This is a genomic window from Achromobacter sp. DMS1 (genome assembly GCF_001270295.1).
The window spans coordinates 1-12,068 of the sequence record NZ_LHSJ01000122.1 but is presented as its reverse complement, the minus strand read 5'-3'; the positions used below and the strand labels follow the sequence as shown (position 1 = coordinate 12,068).

12 protein-coding genes and 2 pseudogenes are annotated in these 12,068 nt (G+C 66.8%); 8 read left to right on the top strand and 6 right to left on the bottom strand.

The features are described 5' to 3' along the window. Nucleotides 1–175 precede the first annotated feature (175 nt). The 5 genes from cydX to purT all read right to left on the bottom strand — a co-directional run bounded on the left by cydX (nt 176) and on the right by purT (nt 5,261). Complete coding sequence (gene cydX, locus AD428_RS14995; protein WP_053245701.1) at nt 176–301, bottom strand: cytochrome bd-I oxidase subunit CydX; 126 nt, start codon at nt 299–301, stop codon at nt 176–178. Between the two features lie 12 nt (nt 302–313). Further along, nucleotides 314–1,468 (bottom strand): cytochrome d ubiquinol oxidase subunit II, encoded by a 1,155-nt coding sequence (gene cydB, locus AD428_RS14990; RefSeq protein ID WP_053245700.1) that lies wholly within the window; start codon nt 1,466–1,468, stop codon nt 314–316. 14 nt (nt 1,469–1,482) lie between these two features. Next, nucleotides 1,483–3,057, bottom strand: coding sequence for a cytochrome ubiquinol oxidase subunit I (locus AD428_RS14985; protein WP_053243865.1), 1,575 nt, complete (start codon nt 3,055–3,057; stop codon nt 1,483–1,485). 121 nt (nt 3,058–3,178) lie between these two features. Beyond that, on the bottom strand, nt 3,179–3,724 hold the full coding sequence (locus AD428_RS14980; protein ID WP_053243864.1) for a GbsR/MarR family transcriptional regulator: 546 nt from the start codon (nt 3,722–3,724) through the stop codon (nt 3,179–3,181). Between the two features lie 319 nt (nt 3,725–4,043). Beyond that, entirely contained in the window at nt 4,044–5,261 is a 1,218-nt protein-coding gene (gene purT, locus AD428_RS14975; protein WP_053245699.1) for a formate-dependent phosphoribosylglycinamide formyltransferase, read from the bottom strand. A 105-nt stretch (nt 5,262–5,366) separates the two neighbouring features. Here purT and AD428_RS14970 point away from each other — a divergent pair, with 105 nt between their 5' ends. The 8 genes and pseudogenes from AD428_RS14970 to hprK all read left to right on the top strand — a co-directional run bounded on the left by AD428_RS14970 (nt 5,367) and on the right by hprK (nt 11,463). Beyond that, entirely contained in the window at nt 5,367–6,356 is a 990-nt protein-coding gene (locus tag AD428_RS14970; RefSeq protein ID WP_053245698.1) for a KpsF/GutQ family sugar-phosphate isomerase, read from the top strand. Then, nucleotides 6,353–6,961 carry a KdsC family phosphatase gene (locus AD428_RS14965; RefSeq protein WP_082308204.1) on the top strand — a complete coding sequence of 203 codons (609 nt, stop codon included), beginning with the start codon at nt 6,353–6,355 and terminating at the stop codon, nt 6,959–6,961. The genes AD428_RS14970 and AD428_RS14965 overlap by 4 nt, the downstream gene beginning before the upstream one ends. A 25-nt stretch (nt 6,962–6,986) precedes the next feature. Continuing rightward, nucleotides 6,987–7,617, top strand: a pseudogene (gene lptC / locus AD428_RS14960) (LPS export ABC transporter periplasmic protein LptC). Beyond that, nucleotides 7,614–8,267 (top strand): lipopolysaccharide transport periplasmic protein LptA, encoded by a 654-nt coding sequence (gene lptA / locus AD428_RS14955; protein WP_053243862.1) that lies wholly within the window; start codon nt 7,614–7,616, stop codon nt 8,265–8,267. The pseudogene lptC and the gene lptA overlap by 4 nt, the downstream one beginning before the upstream one ends. A gap of 32 nt (nt 8,268–8,299) precedes the next feature. After that, nucleotides 8,300–9,094: an LPS export ABC transporter ATP-binding protein gene (gene lptB / locus AD428_RS14950; protein ID WP_053243861.1), complete on the top strand. Its 795-nt coding sequence runs from the start codon at nt 8,300–8,302 to the stop codon at nt 9,092–9,094. Between the two features lie 214 nt (nt 9,095–9,308). After that, entirely contained in the window at nt 9,309–9,647 is a 339-nt protein-coding gene (gene hpf / locus AD428_RS14945) for a ribosome hibernation-promoting factor, HPF/YfiA family (RefSeq protein ID WP_053245697.1), read from the top strand. A gap of 414 nt (nt 9,648–10,061) precedes the next feature. Next, a complete protein-coding gene (locus AD428_RS14940) occupies nt 10,062–10,517 on the top strand; it encodes a PTS sugar transporter subunit IIA (RefSeq protein WP_053245702.1) in 456 nt (151 codons plus the stop codon). A gap of 19 nt (nt 10,518–10,536) precedes the next feature. Beyond that, nucleotides 10,537–11,463, top strand: coding sequence for an HPr(Ser) kinase/phosphatase (gene hprK / locus AD428_RS14935; protein WP_053245696.1), 927 nt, complete (start codon nt 10,537–10,539; stop codon nt 11,461–11,463). A gap of 95 nt (nt 11,464–11,558) precedes the next feature. Here the strand turns inward: hprK and AD428_RS14930 are convergent. Continuing rightward, nucleotides 11,559–12,068: pseudogene (locus AD428_RS14930) on the bottom strand (c-type cytochrome); the annotation flags it as partial.

Here is a 12,068-nt window from a genome sequence, read left to right as displayed (position 1 = left end):
ACAGCAGCCAGGCCTGCGCCACGAGCAGGACGCCCCCCGAGCAGCGGCGCGCCGCTGGCGATCAACAGGGGCAGCCTGGCAACCCCGGCGAGCGCCCTGAGCCAGCGCGACTGTTCGCGCGTGGGCTTGTTCAGGGCCGCGGAGGGATCGTGCTCCAGGCTGCTGGCGCCGTTGCTCACGCCGCGTCGCTGTTCACGCGCGGGTCATGCGCATGGCCCTCGCGCAGCTCGAACCACATTGCGTTCAGAATGGCGAACGCGCACGCCAGGCCCAGGCCCAGAATCCACGAGAAATACCACATGGTGGAAGCTCCTTAGTACGAGTTGGGCGTGCCATCGACGGACGCATGGGTGACCTTGCCGCGCATCACGCGGTAAACCCATGCCGTGTAGGCCGTGACAATGGGCAGGAAGATGACGACGGCGATCACCATGATCCACAGCGTCATGTGGCTGGACGAGCCGTCCCAGATCGTCAGGCCGGCCCGCGGATTGGTCGAGGACGGCATGATGAACGGAAAGAGCGAGAAGCCCACCGTCAGGATGACGCCCGCGATCGACGCCGACGAGGCCAGGAACGACAACACGTTGGCGCGCAGGCTCAGGAACAGCAGCACGAGCACCGCCCCGCCCACGCCCAGCGCCGGCGCGACCCACATCCACGGCCACTTGGCGTAGTTGGCCATCCAGGCGCCGGTTTGCACGCTCACGGTCTTGAGCAGCGGGTCGGAAGGCGCGGCCATGTCGACCGGGCTGGTGATGACGTGGCCGCCGATGCCGCCCGCCACCCAGAAGCCGCCCGCGACGAACAGCACGATGGTCAGCAGGGCGCACAGGCGGCCCCAGGCGCGCGCGCGCGAGGACACGGGATCGTCGGTGCGCCAGGCCAGCAGCACCGCGCCGTGCATGGCCAGCATCACCACGCTCAGCACGCCCGCCAGCAGCGCGAAGGGCGCGAAGAGCTGGTAGAAATGGCCTTCGTACATGGGCCGCAGCGTTCCGCTCTCGAAGGTGAAGGGCACGCCCAGGATGACGTTGCCCATGGCCACGCCGAACACCAGCGAGGCCACCACGCCCGAGAAACAGAGCACGGCGTCCCAGCGGCTGCGCCAGCGCGTGCCTTCCATCTTGCTGCGGTACTTGAAGCCCACCGGACGCAGGATGAGCGCGATCAGCACCAGCATCATCGCCAGGTAGAAGCCCGAGAACGAGGCGGCGTACAGCAGCGGCCAGGCGGCGAAAATGGCGCCGCCCGCGGTAATCAGCCAGACCTGGTTGCCTTCCCAGACCGGCCCCACCACGTTGATGACGATGCGGCGTTCGGTGTCGGTCCGGGCCACCACGGGCAGCAGGGCCGCCACGCCGAGGTCAAAACCGTCCATGATGGCGAAACCGATGAGCAGCGCGCCCAGCAGCACCCACCAGATCACGCGCAGTGTCGCGTAGTCCAAAGGAATAAGGGTATCCATCTGCTATCTCTCCATCAGGCGCGCACGGCGGCGTGCACGGGATCGGCCGCGGCTTCGGCCGGCGGCGGCGCATCGGACGCGGGGCCCTTGCGCACGGCATGCAGCATGACCTTCACGCCGATGATCAACAGCGCGGTGTAGAGCACCAGGAAGATCGCCAGGCTGATGGCGAGGTCCAGAATGGTCAGGCCCGACGCCGCGTAGTAGGTGGGCAGCACGCCTTCGATGACCCAGGGCTGGCGGCCGTACTCGGCCACGAACCAGCCGCATTCGATGGCGACCCAGGGCAGCGGCAGGCTCCACAGGGCGACCTTGAGCAGGCCAGGCCGGCTGTCGAGGCGGCCGCGCGAGGCCAGCCAGAACGCCACGGCGAAGAACAGGATGAGGTACATGCCCACCGCCACCATGACGCGGAAGGTCCAGAAGAGCGGCGCCACGTTGGGCACGGTGTCCCAGGCGGCCTTCTTGATGTCTTCTTCGGTGACCTTGCTCATGTCGGACTGGTAGCGCTTGACCAGCAGCGCGTAGCCCAGGTCGGGCCAGGTCTTGTCGAAGGTCATGCGCGCGTCGGTGTCCTTGGGATTGGCGCGGATCTTCTGCAGGGCCTCGTAGGCCACCATGCCGTCGCGGATGCGGTTCTCGGCGCGCAGGACCAGGTCGTCGATGCCCAGCAGCGGCGTGGTGAGCGAGCGCGTGCCGATGATCCCCATCACGTACGGGATCTGGATCGCGAAGTCGTTCTTGCGCTCCGCCTGGTTGGGAATGGCGATGAGGTTGAAGTCCGCCGGCGCCGGCTCGGTGTGCCACATGGACTCCATGGCGGCGATCTTCATCTTCTGGTGCTCGGTGGTGAGGTAGCCGCTTTCGTCGCCCAGCACCACCACCGACAGCGCCGAGGCCAGGCCGAAGCTGGCGGCGACGGCCATGGAGCGCTTGGCCAGGTCGGTATGGCGGCCGCGCAGCAGGTACCAGGCGCTGATGGACATCACGAACATGGCGCCGGCCACATAGCCCGCGCTCACCGTGTGCACGAACTTGGCCTGGGCCACGGGATTGAAGAGCACCGAAGCGAAGTCGGTCATCTCCATGCGCATGGTGTCGGGGTTGAACACCGCGCCCACCGGGTTCTGCATCCAGCCGTTGGCGATGAGGATCCACAGCGCGGACAGGTTGGTGCCGAAGGCCACCAGCCAGGTCACGACCAGGTGGCTCACCTTGGACATGCGATTCCAGCCGAAAAAGAACAGGCCGACGAAGGTGGCTTCCAGGAAGAAGGCCATCAGCCCTTCGAGCGCGAGCGGCGCGCCGAAGATGTCGCCCACGTAGTGGCTGTAGTACGACCAGTTCATGCCGAACTGGAACTCCATGACCACGCCCGTGGCCACGCCCAGCGCGAAGTTGATGCCGAAGAGCGTGCCCCAGAACATGGTCATGCGCTTCCAGATCTGGCGGCCGGTCATGACGTACACGCTCTCCATGATGGCCAGGATGAAAGAGAGGCCGAGCGTGAGGGGAACGAAGAGAAAGTGATAAAGCGCCGTCGCGGCAAACTGGAATCGCGACAGGTTGACGACGTCGAGATCAATCATTGTTGCGCTCCCAAGGATTCGAGATGCCGCAGCAACCGGCGTGGTTCCCAGGCCGTCTCTCGCGCCATGATACGGGCGTTGGATACAACTTCATAGAGGTTTCCTGAAAAATTGGGGCGGATCAGCTCTTGCCCCGGAGTTTGCCGGCGAAACCCAGCACCTTCTGCACTTTCGAGCCGAGCTTCATCAGGCTCTGCAGGGTTTCGGGCGGCAGACGCTGAACCTCATCGAACCATCCGGTAGACAGTTCGATGAGCTCCAGCATTTCGGTCATGCGCTGTTGCGCGTAGCTATCGCCCGGCGCCTTGGCCGGCTCGAGCAGCGAATCGCGCAGCAGCGTCAGGGTGGGATCGACTTCGCGCTTGCGCTTTTCTTCCATCAGGATGCGGAAGATTTCCCACACGTCCTTGGGCGTCTCGAAATAGTCGCGGCGGTCGCCCACCTGGTGCATCAGCCGCACGAGCCGCCACGATTGCAGCTCCTTGAGGCCCAGGCTGACGTTGGAACGGGAAAAGCCCAGGGTCTCGGCGATGTCGTCCGCGTTGAGCGGTGTGGGCGACAGGAACAGCAGCGCATAGATCTGGCCGACGGTCCGGTTCACCCCCCATCGGCTGCCCATTTCGCCGAAGTGCAGGACGAAACGCTCGTTTTGAGGTGAAAGTTCCATGACCGCCTGTGCGATGGCCCCGCAGGGCCGTTCTGACAATTTTAGTTACGCTGGTTCTAGTTTTTTTTGAAATTATCGAACAAACTGTGATGAAGCGCAAATCCATTCCGCGAAAATGGGCATGCGACGGCGCGCAGTGTATCGGCCGGGCGGCGGGCCGGACCCGGCTTTATGTCCCCGATTCGCGGCTTTATTGATCTGGCGCAAGAAAAAAGCGCGCCGCCCCCGGGCAGCCTTCCGATGGCGAAAAAAAAACGGGCGCCATGGCGCCCGTTTCCCGAGAAATCCGGATGCGGTCCCGCCGGCCGCCGGAATGGGGTCAACCGGCCTTGACCGACACCGCGGCCGACACCCGCTTGGCCTTGGCGCGCGCCTCGGCCACGTCGTCGGCCACCGCCAGTCCCACGCCCATGCGGCGCTTCACGTAGGATTCGGGCTTGCCGAACAGGCGGATATCGGTGCCAGGCTCGGCCAGGGCCTCGGCCACGTTGTGGAAGCCGACCGCGCCGGCATCCACGCCGCCGTAGATGACGCAGCTGGCGCCCGGCTGGCGCAGCCGGGTATCGACCGGCAGGCCCAGCAGCGCGCGCGCATGCAGCTCGAACTCGCTCTGCGCCTGGGTAATCATGGTGACCATGCCCGTATCGTGCGGACGCGGGCTGACCTCCGAGAACCACACGTCGTCGCCCGCCACGAAAAGCTCCACGCCGAAAATGCCCAGGCCGCCCAGGTTGGAAGTGACCGCCAGCGCGATCTCGCGCGCCCGCTCCAGGGCCGCGGGCGACATGGGGTGCGGCTGCCAGCTTTCGACATAATCGCCGTCCACCTGCTTGTGGCCGATGGGCTCGCAATAGCGGGTTTCGATCTGGCCGTCGGCGCCGCGGGCGCGCACGGTGAGCAGGGTGATTTCGTAGTCGAAGCGCACGAAGCCCTCAACGATGGCCCGCCCCTTGCCCACGCGGCCGCCCTCCTGGCAGTAGCGCCAGGCGGCCGGAATGTCGTCGGCGCTCTTGAGCACCGACTGGCCCTTGCCCGAGGACGACATGACCGGCTTGAGCACGCAGGGATAGCCGACGCCCCCGTCGATGGCCTCGCGCAACGCCTCCTCGGAATCGACGAACCGATAGGGCGAGGTGGGCAGGCCCAGGGTTTCGGCGGCCAGGCGGCGGATGCCTTCGCGATTCATGGTGAGATGGGCGGCGCGGGCGGTGGGCGTCACGCGCGCCGCGCCCGCGGCCTCCAGCTCGACCAGCAGGTCGGTGGCAATGGCCTCGATTTCAGGGACAATGACGTGCGGCCGCTCCTGCTCGATGATTTTGCGCAGGGCCTCGGCGTCGGTCATGGGCACCACGTGCGCGCGGTGCGCAACCTGGTGGCCGGGCGCGTCCGCGTAGCGGTCCACCGCGATGACTTCCACTCCCAGCCGCTGCAGGGCGATGGCGACCTCCTTGCCCAATTCGCCCGCGCCGAGCAGCATGACGCGGGTGGCCAGGGGAGAAAGCGGCGTACCAAGAACGGGGCTGGGAATGCGGGACATGGATCGGACCTGAACGTGTGAATTAAGACGGGCGGCAAAAGAGCCGCCAGCATGCCATACCCCCCAGGCGGGGGCAAACCCGCCGCCTGATATTAAAATCCCGCCATGACCGACCATCCCACCATAACTTCCGAGACCGCGCTGGCATCTGCGCGCAGAACGCTGCAAATCGAAAGCCAGGGCCTGCACGACCTCGCCGCCCGGCTGGACGAGCGTTTCGCCCGTGTCGTGGACATGCTGCTCGCATGCCGCGGCCGGGTGGTGGTCAGCGGCATCGGCAAGACCGGCCACATCGCGCGCAAGATCGCCGCCACGCTGGCCTCGACGGGCACGCCGGCCTTCTTCATGCACGCAGCCGAGGCGGTGCACGGCGACCTGGGCATGATTACCCGCGACGACGTGCTGATCGCCATTTCCTATTCCGGCACGGGCCAGGAACTGCTGACCGTGCTGCCCGTGGTGCGCCGCATGGGCGCCGGGCTGGTGGCCATTACCGGCAATCCGCAATCCGAGCTGGCGCGGCTGGCCGACATCCACCTGGACGCCAGCGTGGCCCAGGAGGCCTGCCCGCTGAACCTGGCCCCCACGGCCAGCACCACCGCCGCGCTGGCCCTGGGCGACGCGCTGGCCGTGGCGTGCCTCGAGGCGCGCGGCTTCAGTCCGCAGGACTTCGCCCGCTCGCATCCGGGCGGCGCGCTGGGCCGCCGGCTGCTCACCCACGTCCGCGACGTCATGCGCAAGGGCGACGCCCTGCCCATTGTCACGGCGGGCACGCCCGTTTCCCGCGCCCTGGAGGTCATGTCGGCCAAGGGCATGGGCATGACGGTGGTCACCGATCCCCGGCAGCAGCCGCTGGGCATCTTCACCGACGGCGACCTGCGCCGCCTGATCGCGCGCCACGGCGACATCCGCAGCCTGCAGGTGGACGCCGGCATGACCCGCTCTCCGCGCACCATCAACCCCGATGCGCTGGCGGTCGAGGCCGCCCAGCAAATGGACGAACAAAGGCTCAATCACATGCTCGTGGTGGACCGCGACGGCAAGCTGCTCGGCGCGCTGCACATGCACGACCTGATGGCCGCAAAGGTGGTATGACAATGAATCTCCCCCGCTCCGTGCCCCACCCCGCCGAGGCCCTGGTCCTCGCGCGGATCGCGCCCGCCGTGCGCGAACGCGCCGCGGCCGTGCGCCTGATGGTGTTCGACGTGGACGGCGTGCTGACCGACGGCAGCCTCTACTACGGCGACAACGGCGAAGTGCAGAAGCGCTTCCACGTGCTGGACGGCCACGGTCTGCGCCTGCTCCTGGAAGGCGGTTTCAAGGTCGCGCTCATGACGGGCCGATCCGGCCCCATCGTGGCGCGCCGCGCCGCCGAGCTGGGCATCGCCGAGGTGATACAGGGCGTGCGCGACAAGGGCGCGGCGCTGGCCGAACTTGCGCAGCGTTCGTCGGTCCAACTCGACCAGACCGGCTATATGGGCGATGACATCATCGACCTGCCGGCGATGCAGCGCGCGGGCTTCGCCGCCAGCGTGCCCAACGCCCCGGGCTACGTCAGCCAGGCGGCGCACTGGGTGGCCAGCCAGCCCGGCGGCAGCGGCGCGGTGCGCGAGTGCTGCGACCTGCTGCTGGCGTCGCAAGGCCGGCTGGGCGCGCTGCTGGCCGCGCCTGGCGTGCTCGGCCCGGGCGCCATCCAGTGACGCGCCCCACCGAGTTCCCCTGCCCATGAAAGACCGCCTGCCCTCCCTCATCGCGCTGTTCCTGCTGCTGGTGCTCGTCCTGTGCAGCTGGTGGGCGGCCGATTACGCCCAACGCGCCGTGCAGGTCGACCCGCCGCGCCGCATCACCCACGAAATCGACGCCTGGTCGCGCGATTTCGTCATGCTGCGCACCGACCCCACCGGCAAGCCCATCAACCGCCTGGAAGGCGTCTACGCCGAACATTTCCCGGACGACGACTCCTACCACATCACCACGCCGCGCGCGGTCGGCCAGCGCGAAGACAGCCCCATCACCGTGGCGGTCTCCAAGACCGCGTCATGGAAGAAGGCGGCAAGCGCATCGTCATGAACGGCGACGCCCACGTGCACCGCCAGCCCGACGCCAACAACGACGTGCTGGACGTGCGCAGCCAGCAGCTCATCCTGCTGCCGGACGAAGACCTGGTCTACACCGACCTGCCGCCCAGGTCCTGAAAGGCCGCTCGCGGATGAACGGCACCGGCATGCGCTACAACAACAAGACCCGCCAACTGCAGGTTTCCTCCTCCACCGACGTGGAGATCTCGGGCGACGAAACCCGCAAGCGCCGCGAGACCGAGATTCCCGCCCACAACACTGACCAGAAGAAACCATGACCGATCTCCGGATTGTCCTCGCCCCGACGGCGCGCCTGATGGCGGCCGCCCTGCTGACGGCGGCGGCGCTCGCGCCCGCTTGCGCCGCGGACGCCAAGAAGCCCGCCGCGCCGGCCGAGGAGCCGAGCACGCTGATCCTGTCGGACACGCTGCACTACGACGACGTCAAGCGCCAGAGCATCTTCACCGGAAACGTCCACATGACGCGCGGCCTCATGACGCTGACGTCCGACACGCTCGAGATGCACGAAGACAAGGACGGCAACCAGTACGGCACGGCGACGGCCGACAAGGGCAAGGTCGTCACCATCCGCCAGGAGCGTCCGGAGAATTTCGAACTCATCGAGGGCAAGGGCCTGCGCGCCGAATACGATGGCACCAAGAGCACGTTCGACCTGATCGGCCAGGCCGTGGTGGTGCGCTACGTCTGTGGCAAGCCGCTGGACACCATACGCGGCGAGCGGGTGCGCTACAACGAAAAAAGCGGCACCTACGAAGCGCAAGGCGGCCCCAATTCGGCGGCCGCCGGCGGCCGCGTACGCTCGCTGGCCGAGCCGCGCGCCAAGTCGGACGCCCTCGTCGCCGAATGCCGCGCCAAGCAGCAGCAAGGCAAGCAGCCGACCCAGAACACCACCAAGAAGGGGCGTTAAGCGCGCTTTCCCAACCCCCATTTGCAGCCACGATGAACCAACCCTCCGTGCCGTCTCCCGTCACCTCCGCGCCGCTGGGCGTCAAACAAGGCAGCCTGCGCGCCACCGGACTGCGCAAGACCTACAACGGCCGCACCGTGGTGCAGGATGTGTCCCTGTCCGTCAACAGCGGCGAAGTGGTGGGATTGCTCGGGCCAAACGGCGCGGGCAAGACCACCAGCTTCTACATGATCGTCGGGCTGGTTCCCGCCGATGCCGGCCGCATCGAAATCGACGACGGCAACATCACGGCCATGCCCATCCACAAGCGGGCGCGCATGGGTCTGTCGTACCTGCCCCAGGACGCCTCGGTGTTCCGACGCCTCACGGTGGAGCAGAATATCCGCGCCGTGCTCGAACTGCAGTTCGACGCGCACGGCAAGAACCTGTCCACGGCCCGGATCAACGAACAGCTCGAATTGCTGCTGGAAGAACTGCAGATCGGCCATATCCGCAGCAATACGGCCATTTCGCTGTCGGGCGGCGAACGCCGCCGCGTGGAGATCGCGCGCGCGCTGGCCACCAGCCCGCGCTTCATCCTGCTGGACGAACCCTTCGCCGGCGTGGACCCCATCGCCGTGATCGAGATCCAGCGCATTGTGCGCTTTCTCAAGGGACGGGGCATCGGCGTGCTCATCACCGACCACAACGTGCGTGAAACCCTGGGCATCTGCGACCGCGCCTACATCATCAGCGAAGGCAAGGTGCTCACCGACGGCCATCCGGATGAAATCGTGGGCGACCCCGCCGTGCGCCGGGTCTACCTGGGCGAGCATTTCCGCATGTAACGCGCGCCCTCGCGAGGCGGCATCCGCCCCCCTTCGTCACGGCCCGGGATCATCCATAAAAGTGTCATGGACTTGCGGCAGATCAGCTTGTTTTATCGGCCCGAGTCTATACACTAGTACTACACAACCCGAATCACTGAACCAAGGAGAACGCCTAACGACTTCAACGCGCGCATTGCGCACCCATTTTCCTCTTTAGAAAGGAGAGCAAGCTATGAACCTGAGCATCTGCGGTCGTCACCTCGACGTCACCCCGGCCATCCGGGAATATGTCATGAACAAACTGGCGCGAGTGTTGCGGCATTTCGATCACGTCATCGATACCCAGGTCATGCTCTCAGTTGAGCCCCTGCGGCATAAAGCCGAAATCACCATGCGTCTGAGCGGCAAGGACATCCATTGCGAAGCCACGGATGAAAATCTGTACGCCGCCATCGACTTGCTGGCAGACAAAGTCGACCGTCAGGTCATCAAGCACAAGGACAAGGTGCGTAGCCACACGGCCGAGTCCGTGAAGCGGCAAGCGGCGACACTCACGCCACCCCAGCAGTAACCGCGCTTCACGCATGCTCGACGTGCGCTGGCAATGCAGTAAGTAACATTGCTGCCTGAGTCCCGGTGTCCCGCTGACCTTCCATGTTCAGCCGGGGCATCGGCAAACCGTCTTCCTCCCTTCCTTCTTTTCTTCTTTCCCGGCCCCCTGTTCACCCGTCCCGCCCGGCTTGCGCCTGGCCCGGTTCCGGCGAATCGGCGCATGCGCCGCGCACGAACGCGCGTATCACGCCCCGATGTCCAAAGGGTTTTCCCGGATTTTCCCTCTCCAACCCGCCGCGCGCGCCCCCATGAACCCCTCCCGCCATCCACAAGCCTGCGCGAAGCGACTATGCTTCGCTCTTGCGCCACGGTCTTGTGCGGGGACAGACCCTCCGTATATTGCAGTGCGTCATATCAACCTATAATGATCCGCATGAATCATTTGTCGCGCATTCTTCCCGCCGGCAACATCGTGCTCGACATGCTTGCCACGAGCAAGAAACGGGCGTTCGAGCAGGCCGGCCTTCTTTTCGAGAACAACCATGGCCTGGCGCGCGCGCTCGTCTTCGACAGCCTGTTCGCCCGGGAACGCCTGGGGTCCACCGCGCTGGGACAGGGCGTGGCCGTGCCTCACGGCCGCGTGAAAGGGCTGGAACAGGCGCTGGCGGCGTTTATCCGCCTGGCGCAGCCCATTCCCTTCGACGCGCCCGACGGCCAGCCCGTTTCCATGCTGATGTGCCTGCTGGTGCCCGAGGCCGCCACGCAGCAGCACCTGGACATCCTGGCCGAACTCGCCCAGCTCATGTCGAACAAGGCGCTGCGCGAGGCGCTGGCCACCGAGACCGACCCCGCCGTCGTGCATCGCATGCTCACCACCGGTCAACTCTGATCCCCGCAAAGACGCTGCCATGCTCACGGTGCAGGAACTCGTCGACGACAACGCCGACAAAATCCCCTTCAACTGGATTGCCGGACAGGGCGCGGCCGACCGCGCCATTCCCGACGACGGCATGGCCGCCGCCGACCTGGTCGGCCACCTGAACCTCATCCACCCCTCGCGCATCCAGGTGTTCGGCCAGGAAGAGCTGGCCTACTACACCCGCTTCGACCTGCGCCGCCGCATGCACCACATGGACGAGCTGCTGATCGGCGGCGTGCCCGCCATCCTGCTCGCCGACGGCCTGACGCCGCCGCAAGACCTCGTCGACCAGTGCGACCAGCACCAGGTGCCCCTGCTGTCCACGCCGGTCGCGGCCGCGCAGCTCATCGACCTGCTGCGCATCTACCTGGGCAAGAAGCTCGCGCCCACCACCACGGTGCACGGCGTGTTCCTCGACGTGCTCGGCCTGGGCGTGCTGATCACGGGCGAGTCGGGCCTGGGCAAGAGCGAACTGGCGCTGGAGCTCATTTCGCGCGGACACGGCCTGGTGGCCGACGACGCGGTGGAGTTCTCGCGCACCGCGCCCAACATGATCGAAGGCCACTGCCCGCAACTGCTGCAGAACCTGCTCGAAGTGCGCGGCCTGGGCCTGCTGGACATCCGCACCATTTTCGGCGAGACCTCGGTGCGCCGGAAGATGCGGCTCAAGCTCATCGTGCACCTGGTGCGGGCCACCGCGCAGGACAAGTTCGAGCGCCTGCCCTTGCAGGACATCACCCAGGACATGCTGGGCCTGCCGGTGCGCAAGGTCATGCTGCAGGTTGCGGCCGGCCGCAACCTCGCCGTGCTCGTCGAGGCCGCCGTGCGCAACACCATTCTCAAGCTGCGCGGCATCGACACCCTGGGCGAGTTCATGGAACGCCAGGCCATGGCGATCCTGCAAAGCAGCAAGTAACCGCAGCGCCCGCTCGCGCTGCGCGGCGGGTTCGTGGAATCCTCTCCCGGCGCAAGCGCCGCGGGCCTGCCCGGCAAGCCCGGCGGGCCGCGCCCCTATCGCGTCGAAGCGTCGCGCGCCCGCTTCACTTCCAGCGGCGTCACCGCGCCGGCGGCGTTGCCCCAGCTGTTGCGGATATAGCTCACCACCATCGCGATATCGTTGTCGTCCAGCAGCTGCCCGAAGGGCGGCATGCCGTGCGGACGCGGATTGGCTGCGGTGGCCGGCGCGAAGCCGCCGTCCAGCACCATGCGGATGGCGTTGACGGGCAGCGGCGCCGTCACCGTGGGGTTGCCCGACAGCGCCGGCCAGGCCAGGCCGCTGCCGCGCCCGTCGTCCTGATGGCACTGCGCGCAATGCTGGCCGTAGAGCTTGCCGCCCAGGCTCATGACCGCGGCGGCCGGCGGCGCGGCGCGCGGCCGGTCGGCCTGCGCGGCGGGCAGCGACTTCAGGTAGACGCCCATGGCCAGCGCATCCGCGTCGTCCAGATGGCGCGTGCTGCCCAGCACCACTTCGGCCATGGGCCGCCGGCGCTGGAATGCGCGGCCATGCCGGTCTTGAGCAGC

What these genes read in the sequence shown, in the direction of transcription:
- cydX (WP_053245701.1), bottom strand. Translation starts at nt 301, where the DNA reads ATGTGGTATTTCTCGTGGATTCTGGGCCTGGGCCTGGCGTGCGCGTTC.
- cydB (WP_053245700.1), bottom strand. Translation starts at nt 1,468, where the DNA reads ATGGATACCCTTATTCCTTTGGACTACGCGACACTGCGCGTGATCTGG.
- AD428_RS14985 (WP_053243865.1), bottom strand. Translation starts at nt 3,057, where the DNA reads ATGATTGATCTCGACGTCGTCAACCTGTCGCGATTCCAGTTTGCCGCG.
- AD428_RS14980 (WP_053243864.1), bottom strand. Translation starts at nt 3,724, where the DNA reads ATGGAACTTTCACCTCAAAACGAGCGTTTCGTCCTGCACTTCGGCGAA.
- purT (WP_053245699.1), bottom strand. Translation starts at nt 5,261, where the DNA reads ATGTCCCGCATTCCCAGCCCCGTTCTTGGTACGCCGCTTTCTCCCCTG.
- AD428_RS14970 (WP_053245698.1), top strand. Translation starts at nt 5,367, where the DNA reads ATGACCGACCATCCCACCATAACTTCCGAGACCGCGCTGGCATCTGCG.
- AD428_RS14965 (WP_082308204.1), top strand. Translation starts at nt 6,353, where the DNA reads ATGACAATGAATCTCCCCCGCTCCGTGCCCCACCCCGCCGAGGCCCTG.
- lptA (WP_053243862.1), top strand. Translation starts at nt 7,614, where the DNA reads ATGACCGATCTCCGGATTGTCCTCGCCCCGACGGCGCGCCTGATGGCG.
- lptB (WP_053243861.1), top strand. Translation starts at nt 8,300, where the DNA reads ATGAACCAACCCTCCGTGCCGTCTCCCGTCACCTCCGCGCCGCTGGGC.
- hpf (WP_053245697.1), top strand. Translation starts at nt 9,309, where the DNA reads ATGAACCTGAGCATCTGCGGTCGTCACCTCGACGTCACCCCGGCCATC.
- AD428_RS14940 (WP_053245702.1), top strand. Translation starts at nt 10,062, where the DNA reads ATGAATCATTTGTCGCGCATTCTTCCCGCCGGCAACATCGTGCTCGAC.
- hprK (WP_053245696.1), top strand. Translation starts at nt 10,537, where the DNA reads ATGCTCACGGTGCAGGAACTCGTCGACGACAACGCCGACAAAATCCCC.